General features: G+C 66.9%; 26 protein-coding genes. 12 read left to right on the forward strand and 14 right to left on the reverse strand.

Annotated features, from left to right (window positions below; translation table 11 throughout):
- Positions 1–749 (forward strand): ABC transporter ATP-binding protein (locus TL10_RS27105; RefSeq protein ID WP_043988124.1); only part of this gene is annotated, 749 nt, incomplete at its 5' end.
- A 158-nt stretch (positions 750–907) separates the two neighbouring features.
- On the opposite strand, the gene TL10_RS27110 is transcribed toward TL10_RS27105, so the two are convergent.
- Positions 908–2,146 carry an HNH endonuclease gene (locus tag TL10_RS27110; RefSeq protein ID WP_043988102.1) on the reverse strand — a complete coding sequence of 413 codons (1,239 nt, stop codon included), beginning with the start codon at positions 2,144–2,146 and terminating at the stop codon, positions 908–910.
- Positions 2,147–2,411: 265 nt separating this feature from the next.
- Here TL10_RS27110 and TL10_RS31845 point away from each other — a divergent pair, with 265 nt between their 5' ends.
- The gene (locus TL10_RS31845; protein WP_043988103.1) at positions 2,412–3,065 is read left to right on the forward strand and encodes a VOC family protein; all 654 of its coding nucleotides are present in this window, start codon (positions 2,412–2,414) and stop codon (positions 3,063–3,065) included.
- On the opposite strand, the gene TL10_RS27120 is transcribed toward TL10_RS31845, so the two are convergent.
- The 4 genes from TL10_RS27120 to TL10_RS27135 form a co-directional block, all read right to left on the reverse strand.
- On the reverse strand, positions 3,040–3,525 hold the full coding sequence (locus tag TL10_RS27120; RefSeq protein WP_052506566.1) for a methyltransferase family protein: 486 nt from the start codon (positions 3,523–3,525) through the stop codon (positions 3,040–3,042). The genes TL10_RS31845 and TL10_RS27120 overlap by 26 nt on opposite strands.
- A gap of 39 nt (positions 3,526–3,564) precedes the next feature.
- Positions 3,565–4,038: a hypothetical protein gene (locus TL10_RS27125; RefSeq protein WP_043988106.1), complete on the reverse strand. Its 474-nt coding sequence runs from the start codon at positions 4,036–4,038 to the stop codon at positions 3,565–3,567.
- Positions 4,039–4,100: 62 nt separating this feature from the next.
- Entirely contained in the window at positions 4,101–4,652 is a 552-nt protein-coding gene (locus TL10_RS27130; protein ID WP_043988108.1) for an ATP-binding transcription factor AbmR, read from the reverse strand.
- A 79-nt stretch (positions 4,653–4,731) separates the two neighbouring features.
- Positions 4,732–4,944: a hypothetical protein gene (locus TL10_RS27135; RefSeq protein WP_043395388.1), complete on the reverse strand. Its 213-nt coding sequence runs from the start codon at positions 4,942–4,944 to the stop codon at positions 4,732–4,734.
- A gap of 97 nt (positions 4,945–5,041) precedes the next feature.
- On the opposite strand from TL10_RS27135, the gene TL10_RS27140 reads away from it, so the two are divergent.
- Positions 5,042–5,245: a cation transporter gene (locus TL10_RS27140; protein WP_043395390.1), complete on the forward strand. Its 204-nt coding sequence runs from the start codon at positions 5,042–5,044 to the stop codon at positions 5,243–5,245.
- Complete coding sequence (locus TL10_RS27145; protein ID WP_043988109.1) at positions 5,242–7,383, forward strand: heavy metal translocating P-type ATPase; 2,142 nt, start codon at positions 5,242–5,244, stop codon at positions 7,381–7,383. Before TL10_RS27140 ends, TL10_RS27145 begins: the two co-directional genes overlap by 4 nt.
- Here the strand turns inward: TL10_RS27145 and TL10_RS27150 are convergent, their stop codons facing one another.
- Positions 7,384–8,184, reverse strand: a complete 801-nt coding sequence (locus TL10_RS27150) for a glycoside hydrolase family 16 protein (RefSeq protein ID WP_043395393.1) — start codon at positions 8,182–8,184, stop codon at positions 7,384–7,386.
- Between the two features lie 57 nt (positions 8,185–8,241).
- The gene (locus TL10_RS27155; RefSeq protein WP_043988110.1) at positions 8,242–9,321 is read right to left on the reverse strand and encodes an adenylate/guanylate cyclase domain-containing protein; all 1,080 of its coding nucleotides are present in this window, start codon (positions 9,319–9,321) and stop codon (positions 8,242–8,244) included.
- Between the two features lie 42 nt (positions 9,322–9,363).
- Between TL10_RS27155 and TL10_RS27160 the strand changes: the two genes are divergently transcribed.
- Entirely contained in the window at positions 9,364–9,852 is a 489-nt protein-coding gene (locus tag TL10_RS27160) for a DNA-deoxyinosine glycosylase (protein WP_110789238.1), read from the forward strand.
- Positions 9,853–9,930: 78 nt separating this feature from the next.
- On the opposite strand, the gene TL10_RS27165 is transcribed toward TL10_RS27160, so the two are convergent.
- Positions 9,931–11,307, reverse strand: coding sequence for an amidase (locus tag TL10_RS27165; RefSeq protein WP_043988111.1), 1,377 nt, complete (start codon positions 11,305–11,307; stop codon positions 9,931–9,933).
- An 18-nt stretch (positions 11,308–11,325) separates the two neighbouring features.
- A complete protein-coding gene (locus TL10_RS27170; RefSeq protein WP_043988112.1) occupies positions 11,326–12,153 on the reverse strand; it encodes an AraC family transcriptional regulator in 828 nt (275 codons plus the stop codon).
- Positions 12,154–12,179: 26 nt separating this feature from the next.
- Here TL10_RS27170 and TL10_RS27175 point away from each other — a divergent pair, with 26 nt between their 5' ends.
- The 3 genes from TL10_RS27175 to TL10_RS27185 are packed head-to-tail and all read left to right on the forward strand — an operon-like array spanning position 12,180 to position 13,560.
- Complete coding sequence (locus TL10_RS27175) at positions 12,180–12,647, forward strand: VOC family protein (RefSeq protein ID WP_043988114.1); 468 nt, start codon at positions 12,180–12,182, stop codon at positions 12,645–12,647.
- Between the two features lie 23 nt (positions 12,648–12,670).
- Complete coding sequence (locus TL10_RS27180) at positions 12,671–13,117, forward strand: HIT family protein (RefSeq protein WP_043988127.1); 447 nt, start codon at positions 12,671–12,673, stop codon at positions 13,115–13,117.
- Complete coding sequence (locus tag TL10_RS27185) at positions 13,114–13,560, forward strand: nitroreductase family deazaflavin-dependent oxidoreductase (RefSeq protein ID WP_110789239.1); 447 nt, start codon at positions 13,114–13,116, stop codon at positions 13,558–13,560. Before TL10_RS27180 ends, TL10_RS27185 begins: the two co-directional genes overlap by 4 nt.
- On the opposite strand, the gene TL10_RS27190 is transcribed toward TL10_RS27185, so the two are convergent.
- The 3 genes from TL10_RS27190 to TL10_RS27200 are packed head-to-tail and all read right to left on the reverse strand — an operon-like array spanning position 13,557 to position 16,429.
- Positions 13,557–14,609, reverse strand: a complete 1,053-nt coding sequence (locus TL10_RS27190; RefSeq protein ID WP_043988116.1) for an LLM class flavin-dependent oxidoreductase — start codon at positions 14,607–14,609, stop codon at positions 13,557–13,559. The two genes, TL10_RS27185 and TL10_RS27190, sit on opposite strands and share 4 nt — an antisense overlap.
- Before the next feature lie 19 nt (positions 14,610–14,628).
- Positions 14,629–15,453 carry a uracil-DNA glycosylase gene (locus tag TL10_RS27195; protein WP_043395408.1) on the reverse strand — a complete coding sequence of 275 codons (825 nt, stop codon included), beginning with the start codon at positions 15,451–15,453 and terminating at the stop codon, positions 14,629–14,631.
- A gap of 28 nt (positions 15,454–15,481) precedes the next feature.
- Complete coding sequence (locus TL10_RS27200; protein WP_043988117.1) at positions 15,482–16,429, reverse strand: oxygenase MpaB family protein; 948 nt, start codon at positions 16,427–16,429, stop codon at positions 15,482–15,484.
- Positions 16,430–16,536: 107 nt separating this feature from the next.
- Between TL10_RS27200 and TL10_RS27205 the strand changes: the two genes are divergently transcribed.
- On the forward strand, positions 16,537–17,148 hold the full coding sequence (locus TL10_RS27205; protein WP_234711551.1) for a TetR/AcrR family transcriptional regulator: 612 nt from the start codon (positions 16,537–16,539) through the stop codon (positions 17,146–17,148).
- On the opposite strand, the gene TL10_RS27210 is transcribed toward TL10_RS27205, so the two are convergent.
- Positions 17,135–17,482, reverse strand: a complete 348-nt coding sequence (locus tag TL10_RS27210; protein WP_110789240.1) for a hypothetical protein — start codon at positions 17,480–17,482, stop codon at positions 17,135–17,137. The two genes, TL10_RS27205 and TL10_RS27210, sit on opposite strands and share 14 nt — an antisense overlap.
- 101 nt (positions 17,483–17,583) lie before the next feature.
- Between TL10_RS27210 and TL10_RS27215 the strand changes: the two genes are divergently transcribed.
- The 3 genes from TL10_RS27215 to TL10_RS27225 are packed head-to-tail and all read left to right on the forward strand — an operon-like array spanning position 17,584 to position 20,824.
- Entirely contained in the window at positions 17,584–18,948 is a 1,365-nt protein-coding gene (locus TL10_RS27215; protein WP_043988118.1) for an FAD-binding oxidoreductase, read from the forward strand.
- Between the two features lie 44 nt (positions 18,949–18,992).
- Positions 18,993–20,240, forward strand: coding sequence for a cytochrome P450 (locus tag TL10_RS27220; RefSeq protein ID WP_043988119.1), 1,248 nt, complete (start codon positions 18,993–18,995; stop codon positions 20,238–20,240).
- Positions 20,240–20,824: a TetR/AcrR family transcriptional regulator gene (locus TL10_RS27225; protein ID WP_043395415.1), complete on the forward strand. Its 585-nt coding sequence runs from the start codon at positions 20,240–20,242 to the stop codon at positions 20,822–20,824. The genes TL10_RS27220 and TL10_RS27225 overlap by 1 nt, the downstream gene beginning before the upstream one ends.
- On the opposite strand, the gene TL10_RS27230 is transcribed toward TL10_RS27225, so the two are convergent.
- Positions 20,809–21,534, reverse strand: coding sequence for a siderophore-interacting protein (locus TL10_RS27230; RefSeq protein ID WP_043988120.1), 726 nt, complete (start codon positions 21,532–21,534; stop codon positions 20,809–20,811). The two genes, TL10_RS27225 and TL10_RS27230, sit on opposite strands and share 16 nt — an antisense overlap.
- Positions 21,535–21,583: the final 49 nt, after the last annotated feature.

Raw genomic sequence — 21,583 nt, forward strand, 5'->3', positions numbered from 1 at the left:
GGGGACCTGGTGCGGGCCGGGTGTCGGACGCACCGGACCGGGTGGAGTTCGAGCGCGTCAACTTCTCCTACCGCCCTGGCACTCCCGTCATCGAGGACTTGTCACTCGTCGCCGAACCGGGCACCACGGTGGCCATCGTCGGGCCGACCGGCGCCGGCAAGACCACGCTGGTGAATCTGCTGATGCGGTTCTATGAGCCCGATTCCGGTCGAATTCTGGTGGGCGGCCGCGATATCGCGACGATGAGCCGCGCGGAGCTGCGGTCGCGAATCGGCATGGTGCTGCAGGACACCTGGCTGATCGGCGGCACCATCTACGAGAACATCGCCTACGGACGTCCGGACGCCACCGAGGCCGAGGTCATCGACGCCGCCCGCACCGCTCGCGTCGACCATTTCGTCCACACGCTGCCGAACGGATATCAGACGCGGCTCAACGAGAACGGCGTGAACATCAGCGCCGGCGAGAAGCAGCTGATCACCATCGCCCGCGCGCTGCTGCGGCAACCCCAGCTGCTGATCCTCGACGAGGCCACCAGTTCCGTCGACAGTCGCACCGAGCTGCTGATCGCCCAGGCCACCGCAGAGCTGCGCCGCAACCGGACGAGTTTCATTATCGCGCACCGGCTTTCCACGATTCGCGATGCCGACGTGATCCTCGTCGTCCAGGCCGGGCGGATCGTCGAACGCGGATCGCACGCCGAGTTGCTCCAGCGCCGGGGGGCGTACTGGGAGATGACGCAGGCTTGACCTTCGCGCGCGACGCACTTCCACAACTGAACCGAACTTCACGACGTGGCAGTTTCATTGCATTCGGCCGGTCCGCAGGTCTGCTGCTTCGGCCCGCCGCCGAAGCAGCAGACCTGCGATGCGTCGTCACTATTGAGTTATCAAGGTGCGGAGCGCGTTTACGCAGCGGCGTCCAGGCGCATGGTGCGGCGGTTGTAGGCGGGGATCGGTCGCCGGTGCGGGTCGACGGTGGCTGGTGGGATCAGCCAGGGGTGTTTGTCCATGCCCATGACGACGTCCCAGCCGTCGTGATGGACATTGGCGTGGCACGCCGGGCACAGCAGACAGCCGTTGCTCAGGCTCGTTTCGCCGTGGTGGCTCCAATGCACAATGTGATGCGCGTGGGTGCGTCCCGGGGGTGCGCCGCATTTGATGCAGCACTGATCACGCAGATACAGGGCTTTACGTAGATGCGCCGGGAATAGGCGTTTCTCCCGTCCCATGTCCAGTGGCACCTGTTCGCCGTCCACCAGCACCGTGGTGACCGTGGTGTCACAGGTCAGGCGGTCCAGGGTCAAGGCGGTGATCGGCCCCATGAACTCCAACTCCGCCAGGTCCGGGGTGTCCGCGGGCACCGTCAGCAGTAGTTGCGTGCGCGGCGCGCTGGCGACGTCACCACCACGGGCGGCGATATCCAGCACCGCCTCCAACGCATCAGCACGCCGCCGCCCCGCCGACCGCACATCCGGGCTGCCGTCGGGTTCGGGTCGCGGCGGCGACAACTCCTCCATCGCCGCGACATATTTGGCGCCGACCTCGGCATCCAGGTCCGCGCGGATCTGCAGCCGGCCGTCACTGGTCACGCGATGGTCGACGGTGTTGATCGAGCGGTCCTCGGCCGCGGGCACGCCGCCCTCGGCGGCGGCCACCCGGTTCCCCAGCCGGCGGGCCCGGTCACCGATCTGGGCCGGAGTGGCCCCCGAGAAGAACTGACCCAACAGATCGGTGACCTGGTCGAACCGGGCAGCCTCATCAACCGGACCAGGTGAACGTGCCCGAATGTGATTGATGCCCTTCACGATTGCATCGACATGTTCGGCGGATATCACCCCGTCGCCGGCATGCGCGGCCAGAGTGGGCAGTGCGGGTAGCGCCGCGGCAACGCGGACCAGCCGCTCCGCCACGCCCGGCGCACACCCAAGACTGATCAGCAGCTCCCGCGTCGTCCGCCCCTGCCCCGCGGCCACACCTAACCGGTCCAGCGCACCGGTCATCGTCGCCGCCAGATGATCGACCACACCGCGCAAGGCCAACAGCACGCGCAATGCATCGTGCGCGTCGATCCCGGTGATGTCGTGTGGGATGAGCAGCTCACGAGCCCGGTCCAGAAGGGCGGCGAAACTGGGTGTGGCGTCCATACCTCATTTTATCGAACACCTGTTCGAAGCGCAAGGATTTCAGTCACTAGCGACCGCAACGCACGGGGCTCAAGTTACCTACCGTGACCAGCGCAAACAAAGTGACCAAAGTTTTTTGGACGGCGGCAAGAACGAGTGCAGCGGTGCGGCGGCAGATAGACATCCCGCTGCCGCCGTTTTACGCTGGCGCCGATGCGGTAGGAAGCATCGGCCGAACGCCGAAGGGCAATGCCCACCTACGTTCCGTTCCGAAAACCGATGCACCATGCCAAATATCGAGAACCTCCGCAAGCAAGCAAAACTGTATGTGCGCTGGCATCGCTCCGGCTACTACCCCGTGGCCGCGCAGATCAGAGCCATGCTGCCGCGTTACGGCCACCTCACGGATGACCAAGTGTTGCGGGCGCCGTTCAAGCTCAGCGATGCCTTGGAAGTCGTTGCACGCCAAAGCGGATTCGATAGCTGGCAGGCGCTCAAGACAGGAGTGCAGAAATTGACCGGCACCGCCAAAGACCCCGCATCGTCAGTCACCCTTCAGATGAGCGAACCGCAGCTGTTCGTCACGGATGTCGCCGCGTCGTGCGCGTTCTTCACGTCGAAACTGGGATTCACCGTGGAATTCAGCTACGGCGAGCCCCCGTTCTACGGCCAAGTCAAACGCGACAACGCCATCCTCAACCTTCGCCACGTAGACGAGCCGGTATTCGTCGGCGATATCCGCGAACGGGAACAGCTGCTGTCGGCATCAATCACTCTCGACAGCGCCGGAGAACTACGTGAGCTTTTCCTCGAGTATCAAAACGCCGGCGTGATTTTCCACCAAACACTCAAATTACAACCGTGGGGCGCGCGGACATTGATCGTCCGAGATCCGGACGGAAACCTCCTACTGTTCAGCGCACCGGCCGATACGGCGTGACCCGTGGCAGCCACGCCGGTACCGATTCGCAGTAGCGCCGGTACTCGTCGCCGAATTGTCTCAGCAGAGTGGGCTGCTCGTAGGCGTACACGAACGCGGCGGTAGCGACCACGAAAAATCCTGCGTACCAAAGTAGTACGGGCTGCCCGAGCACCAACGCCTGGCCGACGATGGTGGTTGTGACGGCGAGGTACATCGGATTGCGGACGTACCGGTGCGGCCCCGTCACCACCAGGCTCCGGGTCGGCGCCGCGGGCAACGGCGTACCCAAACCGTCACTCGCGAATTTATAGATAGCCGCGAGCAGCACCGGGAGCCCGAGAGCGATCAGGATGACGCCGGCGATCCACCCGCCAGGCAGGCCGAACAAGTCACCGATCCGCCGCCAACCGGTGAGCAGGTACGGAATCAGCCCGGCCATGGTGCCCGGCACGACGATGGTGAAAACCGCACTGCACATGAGGCTTTGGCGTCGGAGAGACGCCAAAGAGCCCATGGCTCAGGCCGCGAACGCCGGCGTCAGCTGGACGCGAATGACCGGATCGGACTCGAGTTGATGCCGGAGCGCACTCTCGAACTGCCAGATGGACGCGAGATCATGGTCGAGGCGGCAGTCGATCGCAATCGGCGTACCGGCCGGCGGCGGACTGTCTGCGATGTGGTCAGCAATGGGTTCCAGCAGGGACCGCGGGACTGCTAGGTAGAAACCGGGGTTCGGGCCGCCAACTTCGGCCGCATACAGCAGGCCGTGCTCGGTAACGATGATGTGGGTGTCCGTCACCGGCACCGACCGATGGCGTTCCGCGGTACCCCATTCCGCTGCGGCCAGGTGCCCACTGACGACGTGTAACCGCACATCGTCGGTCAGGAACTTCGCGAAATCGCCCGCGCCGATCACGCGGGCGGAAGCGAGGTCGACATCCAGGCAACCGCGCAGCATCTCGCCGACGTAGTTGAACAACCGATCGCTCATCGCGCGCTCCCATCGGGCCGGTCCTTTGAGACTGCACCCGCGCGGTGGCGTAGGTCAATGGCTCAAAGCTGTGGACCCTCGGCGCGCAGATCGTCGACCGCGGTCATGGCGTCACGCAGCTTCGCCAGCCACTCCTCGGCATGCTCCCCGACGAGCCGGACCGACCAGGCGAGCGCATCAGAACGGGACCGCGCCACCCCGGCGTCGACCAGGGTGTCGAGCACCTGACGCTCCGGCTGCTTGAGTCGGGTCATCACCGGAACGGCCAAGTGGGTGAACAGGATTCGCTCCGACTCTCCCACCGCCAGACCCCAGGCCACCTTGCGGCCGTAGCGGGCTTCTGCCTCATCGGCGATGTGCATGCGCTCGGACCGGGTTTCCTCCCGGAAGCGCGCGACCCGCCCCGAAGCCCGAGCGGCGGTTTCCGGGTTCTCCGGCTCGGGAAGTCGCCCGATGACGACGATCTCCTCGCGGTCCACGGTGACGCTCGGGTCGCCGGCGAACCACCCTTCGGGGAGCCGACCGGCGAACCAGTCGGCGGCGTCGCCCGCATCGGGCTGCTGCGCTTGTTGCCAGCCGCCGCGGCGGTCCTGGCCTGAATGATGTTGCCTCATGCTTACATGATTACACCGTTACAGCTGCAAAGGAACGGCCTTTCGCCCGAGGCGAACGAGATAGGGAAAAGGGGCTCTCTCAGCGCTTGCGCAACAGCGCGGAACCACCGAACACGACCAGCCCGAGCACCGCCAACGCCAGGAACACCGCCCAGCCCGTGCCCACGAAAACACCGACCAGCACGATGGCGGCGATCACCGGCGACGCCACGAACAGCAGCATGCCCGGATGTTCCTTCGCTACCGCGAGGGCACTCTTCGCCCGGACCGGGTCAATTTCTTTGCGCGCCATGGAACCAGGATGCCACCCGAGCCGACTAAAGGAACAGATTCGGCCGAGACCCACATCACAGCACTACCTATACCCCCTATGGGTATATACTTCGGTCATGAGTCAGGTACTTGAAGTTCAGGGAATGTCGTGCGGACATTGCGTCGCGTCCATCACCTCAGCTGTCGAGCCGCTGCCCGGCGTGACCGGTGTCGAGGTGGATCTGGCGGCCGGAACCGTACGAGTGGACGGCGAGCCTGACCGGGCCGCCGTTGCCGCCGCGATCGAAGACGCCGGATACGACGTCGTCCAACCAGCATGACCACGTCGGTCACGCTGTCCGTGGGCGGTATGACGTGTTCGTCGTGCGCCGCCCGAATCGAGAAGCGGCTCAACCGGATTGACGGTGTTCATGCCAGCGTGAACTTCGCGACCGAGCAGGCGGCCATCACCTACCCGGACAGCGTGACCACCGACGACCTCGTTTCGGCCGTAGAGGCCACCGGTTACACCGCGAGCATCGACAAGGCCGATGCCCCAACCGAAACGACATACCTGCCACGGCTGTTGGTGTCACTGGCCCTCACGATCCCCGTCCTCGCCCTGTCGATGATTCCGGTCCTGCAGTTCCCGCACTGGCCGCTGTGGGCATTGGCGCTGACCACCCCCGTGGTGCTCTGGGGCGCCTGGCCGCTGCACCACGCCGCGTGGACCAACCTGCGGCACGGCGCGGCCACCATGGACACCTTGGTCTCGCTCGGTGTTCTCACCTCTTACCTGTGGTCGGCATGGATGCTGGCCATGGGCAGCGATCACCTGTACCTGGAAGTCGCGGCCACCGTCACGACGCTGATCCTGGCAGGCAAGTTCTTCGAGACCCGCGCCAAGCGGCAGTCCGGCGCGGCACTGCGCGCGCTGCTCGATCTCGGCGCCAAGGACGTTGCGGTGCTGCGCGACGGCCGCGAAATCCGGGTGCCCATCGAGGAATTGGCGGTCGACGACACCTTCGTGGTCCGCCCCGGCGAGAAGATCGCCACCGACGGTGTGGTGATCACCGGGACATCCGCGGTCGACGCGTCGATGTTGACCGGCGAATCAGTACCTGTCGAGGTCGGCCCCGGCGACCACCTCGCCGGCGCGACAGTCAACGCCGGTGGGCGCCTCGAGGTTCGGGCCACGCGCATCGGCGCCGACACCCAGCTGGCTCAGATGGCGCGCCTGGTGGCCGATGCCCAGAGCGGCAAGGCCGAAGTACAGCGTCTCGCTGATCGGGTGTCCGCGGTGTTCGTGCCGGTGGTGATCGGACTGGCGCTGCTGACGCTGATCGGCTGGCTCGTTGCCGGCGCGTTCGGGGCGAGCGCAGCGACGGGACAAGGTTCGGTCAGCGCCGCGCTGACCGCTGCCGTGTCGGTGCTGATCATCGCCTGCCCCTGCGCCCTGGGGCTGGCCACGCCGACGGCGCTGCTGGTCGGCACCGGCCGCGGCGCACAGCTGGGCATCCTGATCAAGGGCCCGCAGGTGCTCGAATCGACCCGCAAGGTCGATACCGTCGTGCTGGACAAGACCGGCACGGTGACCACCGGAAAAATGACGGTCGTCGCGGTACATGCTGAGTCCGACAACGTATTACGACTCGCGGGTGCGCTGGAGCACGCCTCCGAGCACCCCATCGCCCAGGCCGTGGCGGCCCGTGCCGCCGAGGATGGCCCGCTGCCGCCCGTCACCGACTTCGTCAACCACGACGGTCGCGGCGTCGCCGGCGTGGTCGACGGTCACGAGGTCGCCGTCGGACGGTACGGCTGGCTGGCCACGGAGGCCACCCCCGAATTGCAGGCCATCGCGCACACCGCTGAATCCGAAGGCCGCACCCCGGTGTGGGTGGCGATCGGCGGCGTCATCGCAGGCGTCATCGTGGTCTCCGACAAGGTGAAAGACACTGCCGCCGAAGCCATTGCCGATCTCAAGAAACTGGGGCTGACGCCCGTCCTGCTGTCCGGGGACAACGCCCGCGCAGCCGGCGCGGTGGCCGCCGAAGTCGGCATCGAGACGGTGATCGCCGAGGTGCTGCCCGCCGACAAGGTCGACGAGATCAAGCGGCTGCAGGATCAGGGCCGCGTCGTGGCGATGGTCGGCGACGGCGTGAATGATGCTGCCGCCCTAGCCCAAGCCGACCTGGGACTGGCGATGGGCACCGGCACCGATGTCGCGATCGAGGCCTCGGACCTGACCCTGGTCAGTGGCGACCTGCGGGCCGCGGGAGATGCGATCCGGCTGTCCCGAGCGACGCTCAAGACCATCAAGGGCAACCTGTTCTGGGCGTTCGCCTACAACGTGGCGGCCATTCCGCTGGCGGCAGCGGGCATGCTGAACCCGATGATCGCCAGCGCGGCAATGGCTTTCAGCTCGCTGTTCGTGGTGAGCAACAGCCTGCGCCTGCGTAGTTTCAAGCCCAGCAGGTAATCACCAGATCTTCACCCAGTCGACGAGCATCTCGGCCGGGTAGGTTCCCCCAGCTGGGTCGCCACCGCCGGAACCGGCGACAGCGAGGCCGAGGATCGGGAACAGGGTGTAGCCGGGATCGTTGAAGTGCCAGTTGGGCAACGACTTTGCCGGGACGCTGAAGTACGGCTGGGCGCCGTCGGTGTAGTCCAGCCAGAACCGGATCCCGGCGTCGTCCCACTGGCAGCGCCAGGTGTGCCAGGCACTGTCCGGTGCGATGGTGTGCGAAACATGCTCGCCGCCATTGAGATTGGCGTGCACGGTGGTACCGGGGGCCCAGCTCCCGTTGCCGTACCACTCCATGATGTCGACCTCGCCACCGATCCCCGGGGTGTTGTTGGCGAGATACCAGGCCGGCCAGCAGCCCGGGGTCAGGCAGTTGAGTTTGATCCGGGCCTCGAAGGTGTGGCCGATACCGGCGCGGAACGTCCCGAAAATCTTGCCGCTGTAGTAGGTGTTCCCGTCCTTGGCGGCACGGATCACCAGGTTGGAATTGCCGTCCAGGAACAGGTTCTTGCGGTCGTTGCGGTACTGACCGACGTGTTCGGGCAGCTCCCAGTACGTCGGGTTCTCCATCGACTCGCGGGCGGTTGCGATCTCCCATTTGGAGGTGTCGGGCGACGAGCCGGCTGGTCCGTCGAAGTTGTCCACGAAGATGGGCTTACCAGGCGTATCTGCGCCGGCCTCGGCGATCGGAAGCGCGGCGGCCAACAGGCCCAGCCCCGCCATGGACATCATGCTGCGACGATCAATGTCTGGCATGTCTACCCATGTAAGCCGCGTCCCGGCCAAGGTGCAAGTCGGGGTGCCGCGCCGCAGCTAGTCCTCGTCACGGCGGGCCCGGAACAGTTTCACCTCGTCACGGATGCCTTTCAGCCTCCGCGAACCGGCGAAAGACCAGTCGAAACCAGGTGCGTCGCCGACCGCGTCACGCGCTGAATCAGCCAGCAGCACGGCCCCGGGCCTGGCCACGCCCGTCACCCGGCTGGCTTTGTTGACCGCACCGCCGAACCAGTCCCCGGCCCGACTCACGGCCATTCCCGTCGCCATGCCGGCCTTGAGCCGCGGCAGGGCGTCGTCGGCTTCAGCCGCGTCGACAAGATCCAGGATCATGTTCAGCAGGGGTACCGGTTCCGGGCTGACGAGCATGACCTCGTCTCCGATGGTCTTGATGAACCGGACGGGCGGCTGGGCCAGTGTGCGCGCCAGATCGGCCAGCCGCTGCGAGAGCCGCTCCAATCCTTCCGGCGGCAGTTCCTCACCCAGGCTGGTGAAACCGACCAGATCGGCGAAGGCGATCGACACGAGCCCGGCGCCAGGCAGGGCCGGCCCCGTCACCCGCTCGGTGGCAGCGACTTCCTGTTGCAGCAGCGCATGGAGCATCTGCGTACGGAGCATGTCCTGGGCCATCGGACCCAGAAGTGGCGCAACGTATCCGGTCAGCGCAGCGACAGCCTTGGCGTTCTCCAACTCGGTCGCGTCGGCCTGGAGGATCGCCGACAGCGCCGCAAACTGCATGACCTCGACCGTTTTCGCGAGACCGTCCGTCATCACCTGAACCACCGCGACAACCTGCTCGATCGGCAGTCCCATGCCCAGACATTGCTGCGCGTAGCCGACCAGCTGACTGTCCACCGTCAAGTACAGCGCGGCAGTCGGGTCATCGGATCGCGGGCGGCCGGCCGCGTGCAGAATTCGTTGCAGCAGATCAATATCGATGCCCCACCGGGTCGCGATGTCCCGGGCCGACAGTCGAATACCGTCGTCGCCGAGAGCGCGCCGGGCCGGTAACAACGTCGGCGCAAAGGACTCGTCGATCTCCTGTGCGCTGAAGCCTTCGGACAGCAACCAGTCGGTCAGCTCTTCGCGGTCGGCCGGCTCGGCAGCTTGTTCGCTCACCCGGTCAACCTATCGTGCCTGACAGCCCCGCAGAATGGGCACATGACCGAGCCACAGATGCCGCTACGCACCGGACTGCCAGCGATCGTCGGCGCGAACCCGCGGGTGCTGATCTTGGGCTCGTTTCCCAGCGAGAAGTCGCTGGACACCGGCGAGTACTACGCGAACACCCGAAATCAGTTCTGGCGGCTGCTGGGCACGCTCGCCGGGTTCGACGCCGAGCTGCCCTACCCCGAACGCATCGACGCCGTCACCGGTGCCGGTGTGGCGCTGTGGGACGTCGCGCACAGCTGCCGGCGGGTCGGCAGCCTGGACGCGAACATCGACCGGAAGACATTGGTGCTCAACGATTTCAAGGCGTTCCTCGCCGAGCACCCGACGATCGAGCGGGGATTCGTCAACGGACTGACCGCGTACACCCTGTTCCAGCAAGCCGATATCGCGCTGCCCGCCGCCCGGCTGCCGTCGAGCAGCGGAGCGTTGACCATGTCGTTCGCCGACAAGCTCGCGGCGTGGCAGGCGATCGGCTGAGTGATACGCATACCTGGGCCTACTGGGGCCAGGTATGCGTCAGATGAAGCCGGACATCCAGAACTCGCTCGGCGCGCACTAACCGACCGGAGGCCGCCGACCGGACCAGGGGCGCGCGCCCTCGATCTGGGCACTCAGCGACAGCAACGTCGCCTCGTCAAATGGCCTGCCCACCAACTGAATCGAGGTCGGAATTCCGGCGTCGTCCAGCCCCCAAGGCACTACCGCTGCCGGTTGACCGGTGACGTTGAACATCGCCTGGAACGGCACCCGCGCGGCGACCGCCGCCAGGGTCGAGACGGCGCCGCGGCGTTGATACTGCCCGACCCGAGACGGTCCGGTCGCCGCCCCCGGAGTGATCACCACGTCGACGCTGTCGAACACAGACTGCACCCGCATCGTCAACGCAGGTTCCGTGGCGCGGATCGCATCGATCCGCCGCTGGGAGATCAACCCACCGATCCTGGCGAACGCCCGGGTCCGACGGTCCAGCCGCTCCGGGTGCGGCAGCGCCGACACGTCGTCATAGACCCCACGGAAGTAGCGCGGCAGGGCGTGCCCATACACCGCCGACCGCGGGTAGTCAGGGTCTCGATGGACGACGTCGTGGCCCAGTTCGCGCAGCAACTCCCCCGCCTGCTCCACCGCGGCGCGTTGCTTCGCTCCCACCCGCGCGGTCACCAGCGGTGGCACCTTGGTACTCAATGCGATCCGCAGCCGTCCGGGCGCGCGCCGAGCGGCGTCCACGAAGCCGCCGTCGGTGGTGGCGTCCAGGAACAACGCCGCGTCTTCGACAGTGCGGGCCAGCGGCCCGTAGTGCACCAGCCCGCACCACGAGTCATCGTGCGGGCTCACCGGCACCCGGTCCCGCTGCGGCTTGATGCCGAACAATCCGCACCAGGTGGCCGGCACCCGGATCGAGCCCATGCCATCCGAACCGAGCGCCAATGCGGCCAGGCCGGCCGCGACTGCGACGCCACTGCCGCCACTGCTGCCGCCCGGCGCATAGCCCGTGTTCCAGGGGTTTCGTGTCGCACCGTAGGTCAATGTCTCGGTGAAGGGCCAGATCATCATCTCGGGCACCGCGGTCTTGCCGAGGACCACCGCGCCTGCGGCGCGCAGTCGACGTACCACCTCGGCATCGGCGGTCGCCGCCGCTCCATGGGCACTGCTGCCGTAAGTGGTCAGTTCGCCCGCCACATCGGTGTCGTCCTTGATGGCGATCGGCACACCGAGCAAGGGCAGCCGCTCCCCCGTGTCCAGCCGGGCCTGCGCGGCCCGCGCCTGCTCTCTGGCGCTCTCGGCCAGAACGATGCGGTAACAACGCAATTCGGGATCGATGCGCCCGATGCGGTCCAGATACAGCTCCACGAGTTCAGGCGCGCTCACCGCACCGGCGGCGAGCAGCCGGGCCTGTTCGGCGGCGCCGGCGAACGCCAGCTCACTAGGGTCCATGCGGCGTCAGATTACTCATCATCGACGGTGTTTGGTGGCGTACTCCCCCGGCGTGCAGCCGAGCATGGCCCGGAAGTCGTTGATGAAATGCGCCTGGTCGTACCAGCCCAAACGCACTGCCAGGTCGGCGAAGTCGAGATCGGGAACCGTCTCGATCTGCAGCGCCGCGTGCTGCAGGCGGTAACGGCACAGCACCCATTTCACCGGCACCCCGACGTAGCGGCGGAACACTCGCTGGGTGGTGCGCTCACTCCAAGGCGACAGCGCCATGACCTGTTCGACCCGGTGCAGCTGCGAATCGGCGCTGACGCGGTCCAGCAGCGTCGACAGGTCGCGAAACGTGGTGTCCGGGTCGATGTGAACGCCGATCGCGTCGTCGAGCGCGGCTGCCGTCTGTTCGATGTCGTCGGCGAAAGACACTGACGTGCCGAATAATTCGTCGTCTATAGGTAACACCCGGCCCGTCAGCGCACCGGCATCCCGGCCGAACCGCGCCGCGAACCCACCTGGCCGGAACCTGGCTCCCACCACGGAACCCGACGCCGACAGCCTCGTGGTGAACACCCGCTCGACCACGCCGTGCACCAGCGTCGCCGGCAACGGCTGACCGTGCCGAACGTCGTCGGTGCCCCACTCGTGCGTCAGGTGCACCGCGGGAAACGTGATGACGGTGCTGTCGAACGGCTCCGCGTCCCGCAAATCCCAGGTGACCGACCAGAAATTCTCGACCCAGACCGCCGCCGTGGCCGACGGCGGCCACTGCTGCAGGTCGAAGACCGAGCCCGTGTTGGCACGGCCGACCACACCCAGCTGCGGGGTCGCTGTCGGGTTTTTCCAAGCCGCCACACTCAGACCCTACGAAACTGGATGCCATGAGCGTGCAACCAATTCCCCAGGGCTACACCAGCCTCACCCCGTTCCTGGTGATCGACGGGGCTGCCGCCGCCATCGACTTCTACGTCGAGGTCTTCGGCGCTCAGGTGATCGAGAAGATGGACGGGAGCGACGGCAACGTGGCACATGCCGAACTGGACTTCGGTACCGGCCGGCTGCAGTTGTCTGATCCCAACGCCGACTACGAACTGGTGGCGCCGCAACGCAGCGGTCCGGTCACGCACTCTGTGGTGTTGTACTGCCCCGACGTCGACGCGGTGGTCGACCGGGCCGAGCGCGCCGGCGCGACAATCCGGGAAGCGACACAGACTTTCGTCACCGGGGACCGCTTCGCGTCGATCATCGATCCGTTCGGGCAGCGCTGGGCGGTGATGACGCGGGTCGAAGAAGTCGACGCCGCCGAACGCGACCGCCGGTTGTCGGAGTGGGCGGCCGCCAACGTCTGACCCAGCTGGCCTACGGTGAACCGATGTCCTGTGTGTTCTGCGACATCATCGCCGGGAAGGCGCCCGCGATCCGGGTCTACGAGGACGCCGATTACGTGGCGTTCCTCGATATCCGGCCGTTCTCCCGCGGCCACACCCTGGTGGTGCCCAAACAGCACTACGAGAACCTGGTCGACACCCCGCCGGAGGTAGTGGCGGGCATGGCCAAACTCGGTCAGCGCATCGCCCGGGCGTCGCGCGAGTCCGGCCTGCACGCCGACGGCAACAACATCGCGATCAATGATGGCAAAGCCGCATTTCAGACGGTGTTTCACATCCATCTGCACGTCGTCCCGCGCAAGTCCGGCGACAAACTGGCGTTCGCCAAGGGCATGCTGCTGCGCCGCGACCCAGACCGGGAAGCCAGTGGAAAGATCCTACTGGAGGCGGTGGCGAGGCTCTCCGATCCGCAGGCAGACTTGAAGCCATGAGTATGCCCCTGTGGGAGAAGTATCTCGGCCTCCCGTTGCTGAAGATGCATGACCGGATCTACCAGAAGACGGAAGGCCGGATCGGCCACCAGTTCCCCGGTGTCCCGCCCAGCCTGTTGCTGCACACCGTCGGCGCCAAGACCGGGCTGGCGCGCACCACGTCACTGACCTACGCAAAGGATGGCGACGCCTACCTGGTGGTCGCATCCAAGGGTGGCGAGCCGACAGCGCCCGGCTGGTACTTCAACCTGAAAGCCAAGCCCGAGATCGAAATCAACGTCGGGCCAAAGCGATTGCCGGTCACGGCCCGCGTCGTCGGCAAGGACGACCCGGACTACGCGCGGCTGTGGCAGGTCGTGAACAAGAACAACGCCAACCGGTACGCGGGCTATCAGAAGCGCACCACCCGGCCGATCCCGGTCGTGGCGCTGACGCCGCGTTAGAGCAGCTGCTCGGCGAGGAGCCGTAGCGTCGTCTCGCGGGCCGGGGCGGTGGCTGGATCGCAGCCCCGGCGTGCGGCGGCGACGGGGCTGACCATCACCTCGTCGACGTCGAAATGCGATGCCAGATCCCGGATTTGCTGGGCGGCCTCGCCTGGTGAGCCGACGATGGCCCGCTCCATTCCGGCGGCCACGATGGCCTGCTGCGTAGCGGTGAGCTGGTTGTGCTCCGAGTCCTCGACCAGATCGAGCGCACGCAGGGGCTCGCCGGTACGCAACCACGCCATCATCTGCAGGTTGGGGCGGATCAGCTGTTCGGCCTCGTCGCGCGTGTCCGCCACGCAGGCGTTGACGGTCATGAATGTCGTTGGAGCGTCGGCGAATTCACTGGGACGGAACTCCTCACGATAGGTGGCCAGCGCCTCTTCGGTGCCCTGGCCGGAGAAGTGGTGGGCGAAGACGTACGGCAGCCCTTTGGCTGCGGCCAGGTGTGCCGAATACATCGACGAGCCGAGCAGCCACAGTTTCGGCGGGCTCACGGCGGCCGGGGTGGCCTTCAGGATGTAGTCCTTGTCCAACAGGTTTCGCCCCTCGAGCGACACCTTGACCCCACCGGGGCTCATCAGCGCGACGACGTCGTCGAGGTACTCGGGAAAGCGGTGGATGTCTTCGTCGGTACGGCCGGCCGGGCCACGCAGCGCGATCGAGGTGACGGGGTCGGTTCCCGGCGCCCGCCCGATACCCAGGTCGATCCGGCCCGGCGCGGCCGCCTCCAGCAGCGCGAACTGTTCGGCGACCGCCAGCGGGGCGTGGTTGGGCAGCATCACGCCGCCGGAGCCGAGGCGGATGTGGTGGGTCTTTGCGGCCAGGTAGCTCAACAAGACAGGTGGGCTGGTGGCGGCGACCGCCGGCATGTTGTGGTGCTCGGCCACCCAGTAGCGGGTGTAGCCCAGCTCGTCAGCAGCCTTGGCGAGGTGCACGGTGGCGGCGAAGGCATCGGCGGTGGACTGGTCGCTACGGACCGGGACGAGATCAAGGACAGACAACTGCACGATCTAATCCAACTCTTTCTCACCCGTTGGGATTCCCAGCCAACGATACGGCCACGGTGAACACGGCATCGAGCATGTCCGGGGTGAGCCGGCCGGTGAACGTGTTCTGCTGGCTCGGGTGGTAGCAGCCGAGGAGCTGCCTCCCGTCGGGAAGTGCGGCAAGCGCGCCGTGGCCGAACTTCGGATACGGCCGCCGGGCCCCGGTCAGGTCCAGCGCGGCCTTCCAGGCGAAGCCGCCGAGCGCGACGACGACCCGGACGTCCTGGCCCGTCAGCCGCCATTCCGCACTCAGCCACGGTTCGCACGTGTCACGTTCCGCCGGCGTCGGTGCGTTGTCCGGCGGGGCACATCGGACGGCGGCGACCACGCGAATGTCGTTGAGAGTCAGTCCATCTGCTGCATCGACGCTCTCGGCGCTGCTGGCCAGGCCGACGCGGTGCAAGGCCGCGAAGAGAAAGTCGCCCGACCGGTCGCCCGTGAACACCCGGCCGGTGCGGTTGGCACCATGGGCGGCGGGCGCCAAGCCCAGCACCCAGATGCGCGGCCGGGCCGGGCCGAGACCCGGCACCGGCCGGCCCCAGTACGGCTCGGCCGCATAGGCCTTGCGTGTGGCCACGGTCCGCGTGGCGACGTCCTCACGCCAGGTGACCAGGCGGCGGCAGCCACGGCACACCGATACCTGGGCATCGAGGTCGGCCACGTCGGAGCAGCGACGGGCCCTGGACCGGACCTGTGCCGCGGTGCGGGCGACGGCAGTATCGGCATCGGCCGGGTCCCCGGGCCAACCCGAGCCGGGCGGCACCGGGGACGAGAACAACACTCCGGTTCGGGGATGCGCCAGCACCCCCAGATTCTGCGCCCCGTCTGCGCCGCTACGCGGCGAAGCTGTCCAATTGGACGCTGTGGTACGCCGACCGCAGCCGTTCGTAGCAGTAGCGGTTGTAGGCCAACGGCTCCAGGACGACCACTCGTGGCAGATACCGCCAGGCCAACCGCGCTGCCCTGAGATAGAGGGCATACTCCAGCCGGCTCAAGGCTGTCGATCGAATATCGAGCAATTCACGCATCTTCGGGTGGGCGTGACGCTCCCCCACTACCTTCGGGACACGCAACACGATGGGGGTCACTGCATTCCACAACGGAGCGATAAGGCGACGCAGCCGCTCAGGAACCAGCGCGGGCACGGGGAGAGTGCCGAAGCTGTCCTTGGCGTACTGCAGAAATAGATTGTCCGCCAGGTGTTCTGCGGCAACGGCGTCGTAGTACGTCAACATGTCGGCCAAGGTCTCGGGCAGCTTGGCCCGGGCACTGGGCAACTCCAGATAGCTAAGCATCCACCGCGCGGTCTGGTAGACGACTTCCCGCTCGCCCTCATCGAGATCGCGACTGCAAACCGCCACGTAACTCCGATAGTGGATATTCAACGCGCTCACCGCGATCCATTTCCACAGGTCCGGATCGAGCGCGCTGAACCTGGTGTCTGCGAACTCACCGTTGCCGGTCCCCTTCACCGCGGAATGCAGCCGCTTGAGTTCTTCTGTGTCGAAGCGCCGGTCTGATTCTTCGCCGAACAGCATCAGCATGGCATACGCGCCCGACCGGATGCCGCGATCGGTGAAGTTCTCCCGGAAGCGGCCGGAGTGGTCCACCGCCGCTGCGACAGGGCGGTACGCCACCTGGTCGAGCGCCAGGCGCCCGAACATCCCAAGGCCGAGCGGCGAGCCCGCCCACCATCGGACGTCGGCAGCCAGCTCCGCATGCGGCTGACCGGGACGCCATGGCTCGACTGCGGCCTCGACAGGTGCTGCGGTGCTCGTCATGCGCGAATCCAATCTGTCATCAAGCGTTGATAGATGAGATCAGGCAACCATCTGTCCACGCGTGTGTCAAGATTGGTTTCGTGAGTGGGTCAAGGCAGTACGGCGGCTTGAGCAGCGCCGACCGCATCGCTGAGCGGCGACGCCGTTTCGTCGCGGCGGGCCTGGACCTGATGGGCACCAAGGGCATCCCCGCAACGACGCTGCGCGGCGTCGCAGAACGGTCCGGGCTCGCGGCGCGCTACTTCGCCGAATCGTTTCCGACGATCGAGGACCTGCACATCGCGGTGTTCGACGAGATCGTGGCCGAGCTGGAAGAGCGGGGACTTGCCGCGATCGCCGAAGCCGATGGCAGCCCGAGGATTCGCGCGCGGGCGGCGCTGGGGGCGCTGGTCGACCTCTTACTGGCGGATCAGCGCAAGGGCCGCGTCATCTTGATCGAGTCCGCCGCCTCGCCTGCGCTCGGCTCGCGCCGGCTCGCCGAGGCTCAGCGGTTCGCCGGCATCGTCGCCGGACTGAACGGATCGGCCGCCGACGTGCAGCCACTCGACCTGCGCCTCGCCGCGCAGTTCGTCATCGGCGGGGTTGGCGAGACGCTCACCGCGGTCCTCGTCGGGGCGATCACCGTCGACCGAGAGCACCTCATCGACATGCTGAACGACCTGTTGTTTGCTTCACTGCGCGCCGTCCGCGCGACAGCCGGTGCAGTCAGAACGGGATGACCGACTCGCTGTTGAGATTCAGCCACACCCTGCGCACCCACCGCCGAACCGGACCGGCGGACAGGTGGGCGATCAGGTCGCGGTCGTCGATCAGATAGCCCCCGGGCACCCGCTGCCAGAGGCTCGCAGTCCAAAGCTCCAGTGCCGCAACGGTTGTCACAGAACCCGGCGCGATGGCATCGAGGGCCGCATCGGCCACGAAAGCCGGGCGGCGCGTGCGCACAGTGCGACTCACGACGCGCACGTGGAGCTCGATCGCGGTCGCAGACACGTGCGCCCCGCGACGGCTGTCGCGCAGCGCGCCCATCTCGGCCAACATGGCCTTGCTGTACACATTGCTGAGAATACCGGTAACACGGACGTTACACAGGATTAATGCGCACGGCACATGACGCGAGTCTTAGCTGGTCGGCACGCGGCTCCTAGACTTGCCCCGTGCACACCGCGCTGCCGAGCCTCATCGCCGACCTGCCCACCGACGCCGTCGTCACCGATCCGGATATCGTCGCGTCCTACAGACAGGACCGCGCGCTCGATCCGGACGCCGGCACCCCCATCGCGGTGGTGCGGCCACGCACCACCGAAGAGGTGCAGACGATCCTGCGGTGGGCCAGTGCGCACAAGATCCCGGTGGTGCCGCGCGGCGCCGGCACCAGCCTGTCCGGCGGGGCGACCGCCGTCGACGGCGGCATCGTGCTGACCACCGAACGGATGCGCGACATCGTCGTCGACACGGCAACCCGCACCGCCGTGGTGCAGCCCGGCCTGCTCAATGCCGAGGTGAAGAAAGCCGTTGCGGCCCACGGGCTCTGGTACCCACCCGACCCGTCGTCGTTCGAAATCTGCAGCATCGGCGGCAATGTCGCCACCAACGCCGGCGGCCTGTGCTGCGTGAAATACGGCGTCACCACCGACTACATCCTCGGCCTGCAGGTGGTCCTGGCCGACGGCACCGCGGTACGGCTGGGCGGGCCGCGACTGAAAGACGTTGCGGGACTGAGCCTCACCAAGCTGTTCGTGGGCAGCGAGGGCACGCTCGGTGTCGTCACCGAGGCGACGCTGCGGCTATTGCCGCCGCAGCACCGCGGGTGCACCGTGGTCGCGAGCTTCGACTCGGTGCGCGCGGCAGCCGATGCCGTTGTGACCATCACCGGCCGGATTCGCCCGTCGATGCTGGAGTTCATGGACGACGTTGCGATCAACGCCGTCGAGGACAAGCTCAAGATGGGCCTGGACCGAAAGGCCAAGGCCATGATGGTTGCGGCCTCCGATGACCGCGGTGCCGCAGGCGTCGAGGACGCCGAGTTCATGGCTCGCGTGTTCACCGAAGCCGGTGCGACAGAAGTATTTTCGACCGATGACCCCGACGAGGGCGAGGCCTTCGTGGCCGCCCGCCGGTTCGCCATCCCGGCCGTGGAAGCCAAAGGACCGCTGCTCCTGGAAGACGTCGGTGTGCCGTTGCCCGCACTGGCCGACCTGGTCGACGGGGTGGCTGAGATCGCCCGCAGACACGACCTGCTGATCTCGGTGATCGCACATGCCGGGGACGGCAACACCCACCCGCTGATCGTCCACGACCCGAACGACGCCGAGAACACGCGACGGGCCAACATCGCGTTCGGCGAGATCATGGACCTGGCCGTGGCGCTGGGCGGCACCATCACCGGCGAGCACGGCGTCGGCCGGCTCAAGCGGCCCTGGCTGGCCGGCCAACTCGGGCCCGAGGTCATGGAACTGAACCGCCGGATCAAGACGGCCCTGGACCCCGACAACATCCTGAATCCGGGCGCGGGGATCTAATTCGGGCATTGACACATCCGGGGCAATCGCCGTACACATAAGACATGACGGCGATTTTGTCTCACGAGACATCCGACTCCCCCGTGGCGTTCCAGCTTGCCGATTCGGCCGGGTGGGTCGATCCCTTTTCGATGTACCGGTCACTGCGCGACCACGATCCGGTGCACCACGTGGTGCCCGCCGACAACCCCGCGGCCGACTACTACGTGCTGTCCCGGCACGCCGACATCTGGACCGCCGCCCGCGATCACCAGACGTTCTCCTCGGCGGAGGGCCTGACCGTCAACTACGGCGAGCTGGAACTCATCGGCCTGCAGGACAACCCGCCGATGGTGATGACCGATCCGCCCGTGCACACCGAATTCCGCAAGCTGGTGTCGCGCGGCTTCACGCCACGCCAGGTCGAGGCCGTCGAGCCCAAGGTTCGTGAGTTCGTCGTGCAGCGACTGGAGAAGCTGAAGGCCGCCGGCGGCGGTGACATCGTGGCCGAGCTGTTCAAGCCGCTGCCGTCGATGGTCGTCGCGCACTACCTCGGCGTTCCCGAGGCCGACCGCGACCAGTTCGACGGCTGGACCGAGGCCATCGTCGCGGCCAACACCGCCGAGGGCGGACTGGGCAGCGCGCTCGAGACACTGGGCAGCGCGCTCGGCGACATGATGGGGTACTTCACCGCGCTGATCGAGCGCCGCCGCAAAGAGCCCGAGGACGACACGGTTTCGCACCTGGTCGCCGCGGGCATCGGCGCCGACGGTGACATCAGCGGCGTGCTGTCGATCCTCGCGTTCACCTTCACCATGGTCACGGGTGGCAACGACACCACCACCGGGATGCTGGGCGGCAGCGCGCAGCTCCTGCACCGGCACCCCGACCAGCGCCGGCTCCTCGTCGAAAACCCCGACCTGATCACGGAATCCGTTGACGAACTCCTTCGACTCACCTCGCCGGTCCAGGGCCTGGCCCGCACCACCACGCGCGACGTGACCATCGGCGACACCACCATTCCCGCCGGCCGCAAGACCTTACTGCTCTACGGTTCGGGCAACCGCGACGAACGCCAATACGGTCCGAACGCAGGCGAATTGGACGTGACGCGCGCGCCGCGCAACATCCTGACCTTCAGCCACGGTGCGCATCACTGCCTGGGCGCGGCGGCCGCGCGGATGCAGTCCCGCGTCGCCCTGACCGAACTGCTCTCGCGGATACCGGAATTCACCGTCGATGAGGCCAACATCGAGTGGGCCGGCGGCAGCTATGTGCGACGTCCACTATCGGTGCCGTTTACCATTTGCTGATGGCAAACGACTGGCTGGCCGGCCGACGCACCGAGGTCGCGGCCGAGGCCATCCTGGACGCCGCCGACCGCTTGTTCGCCGAGCAGGACGCCGCGACCGTCGGAATGCTCGAAATCGCCAGGGCGGCAGGCTGTTCCCGCGCCACGCTGTACCGGTACTACGAGAACCGTGACGTGCTGCACCTGGCCTACGTGCACCGCGAGGCGTTTCGGGTGTTCGCTCACGTCGGCGAGCAGATCGCGGATATCAGTGACCCGCGCACCCGACTGCTCGACGGTGTGGCGATCGCGCTGCGCAACGTGCGGGAAAGTCCCGCACTGTCATCGTGGTTCGTCGCCACCCAGCGCCCCATCGGTGGTGAGGTGGCTGCGCAGTCCGACGTCATCACCGGGCTGGTGGCGGCGTTCCTGTCCGCGTCGTGGCCAGAGCTGGAGACCGAGGCCGCGCACCGCCGGGCCAACTGGCTGGTCCGGATGTTGGTGTCGCTGTTGATGTTCCCCGGCGCCGACGAAGACGACGAACGCCAGATGCTCGACGAATTCGTTGTGGCCCAGTTGGTTCCGAAAGATCAGGCTTCCCAGTAGGCCCGGGCCTTGATCGCCTTCTTCGGAATCTGGTAGTCCTCGCGCAGCACCTTGACCACCGACCGGGTGGTCCGGTTGTCGCATGCCACCCAGCCGAAGTGATCGGACGCGTCGAACGCCGAGGCCCGCACGGTCTCGACCAGCGCCTCGCCGTTGTTCTTGCGGTCGACCCAGGTGACGGTCAATCCGGGGGCGCCGACGCCCACCTGAAGATCGCGGTCGTCGTCGTGACCGGCCTCGAGGTACACCTGGATGGGCGCCGCACCGATGGCCTGCAGCAGCGTATTGATCGCCGGCAGCGATGCGGCGTCACCGACCAGGACGTATCCGGCCGGCGCGGGCTCGGGCAGCTCGAAGCTGCTGCCGAGCAACGTCACCTCGAGGGTGTCGCCGGGCTTGGCGTCCTGGGCCCAGCGGGTGGCCAGGCCGTCGTGGAGCGCGAAGTCGATGTCGGTGGTCCCCGCGACTGGATCGGGGTTGACCAGCGTGTAGCCGCGCTGGTGCGCCTTGTCCCCGTCCGGGAACCAGCCCCGGACCCACATGGTCGGATGCACGGGCCGCTCGGCCAGCAGGTTTCCGGTGGTGAAATGCAGCCGCAGGTAGTTCGGGGTGATCTGGGTGCGGCCGGTGACCGTCAGCTCGTAGTCGCCACCCCGCCACAGCTTGACCAGCGCGCCCTGGATTCCACGCGACGGCTTCGACTCGGTCATGTTGCACCCTCCAATTGGACTATTAGGGCAGCATAACCTAATTGAGTTC

The organism is Mycolicibacterium llatzerense (assembly GCF_000878195.1).
In the GTDB taxonomy this organism is placed as follows: Bacteria; Actinomycetota; Actinomycetes; order Mycobacteriales; family Mycobacteriaceae; genus Mycobacterium; species Mycobacterium llatzerense.

What these genes read in the sequence shown, in the direction of transcription:
- TL10_RS27110 (WP_043988102.1), bottom strand. Translation starts at nt 2,146, where the DNA reads ATGGACGCCACACCCAGTTTCGCCGCCCTTCTGGACCGGGCTCGTGAG.
- TL10_RS31845 (WP_043988103.1), top strand. Translation starts at nt 2,412, where the DNA reads ATGCCAAATATCGAGAACCTCCGCAAGCAAGCAAAACTGTATGTGCGC.
- TL10_RS27120 (WP_052506566.1), bottom strand. Translation starts at nt 3,525, where the DNA reads ATGTGCAGTGCGGTTTTCACCATCGTCGTGCCGGGCACCATGGCCGGG.
- TL10_RS27125 (WP_043988106.1), bottom strand. Translation starts at nt 4,038, where the DNA reads ATGAGCGATCGGTTGTTCAACTACGTCGGCGAGATGCTGCGCGGTTGC.
- TL10_RS27130 (WP_043988108.1), bottom strand. Translation starts at nt 4,652, where the DNA reads ATGAGGCAACATCATTCAGGCCAGGACCGCCGCGGCGGCTGGCAACAA.
- TL10_RS27135 (WP_043395388.1), bottom strand. Translation starts at nt 4,944, where the DNA reads ATGGCGCGCAAAGAAATTGACCCGGTCCGGGCGAAGAGTGCCCTCGCG.
- TL10_RS27140 (WP_043395390.1), top strand. Translation starts at nt 5,042, where the DNA reads ATGAGTCAGGTACTTGAAGTTCAGGGAATGTCGTGCGGACATTGCGTC.
- TL10_RS27145 (WP_043988109.1), top strand. Translation starts at nt 5,242, where the DNA reads ATGACCACGTCGGTCACGCTGTCCGTGGGCGGTATGACGTGTTCGTCG.
- TL10_RS27150 (WP_043395393.1), bottom strand. Translation starts at nt 8,184, where the DNA reads ATGCCAGACATTGATCGTCGCAGCATGATGTCCATGGCGGGGCTGGGC.
- TL10_RS27160 (WP_110789238.1), top strand. Translation starts at nt 9,364, where the DNA reads ATGACCGAGCCACAGATGCCGCTACGCACCGGACTGCCAGCGATCGTC.
- TL10_RS27165 (WP_043988111.1), bottom strand. Translation starts at nt 11,307, where the DNA reads ATGGACCCTAGTGAGCTGGCGTTCGCCGGCGCCGCCGAACAGGCCCGG.
- TL10_RS27175 (WP_043988114.1), top strand. Translation starts at nt 12,180, where the DNA reads ATGAGCGTGCAACCAATTCCCCAGGGCTACACCAGCCTCACCCCGTTC.
- TL10_RS27180 (WP_043988127.1), top strand. Translation starts at nt 12,671, where the DNA reads ATGTCCTGTGTGTTCTGCGACATCATCGCCGGGAAGGCGCCCGCGATC.
- TL10_RS27185 (WP_110789239.1), top strand. Translation starts at nt 13,114, where the DNA reads ATGAGTATGCCCCTGTGGGAGAAGTATCTCGGCCTCCCGTTGCTGAAG.
- TL10_RS27200 (WP_043988117.1), bottom strand. Translation starts at nt 16,429, where the DNA reads ATGACGAGCACCGCAGCACCTGTCGAGGCCGCAGTCGAGCCATGGCGT.
- TL10_RS27220 (WP_043988119.1), top strand. Translation starts at nt 18,993, where the DNA reads ATGACGGCGATTTTGTCTCACGAGACATCCGACTCCCCCGTGGCGTTC.
- TL10_RS27225 (WP_043395415.1), top strand. Translation starts at nt 20,240, where the DNA reads ATGGCAAACGACTGGCTGGCCGGCCGACGCACCGAGGTCGCGGCCGAG.
- TL10_RS27230 (WP_043988120.1), bottom strand. Translation starts at nt 21,534, where the DNA reads ATGACCGAGTCGAAGCCGTCGCGTGGAATCCAGGGCGCGCTGGTCAAG.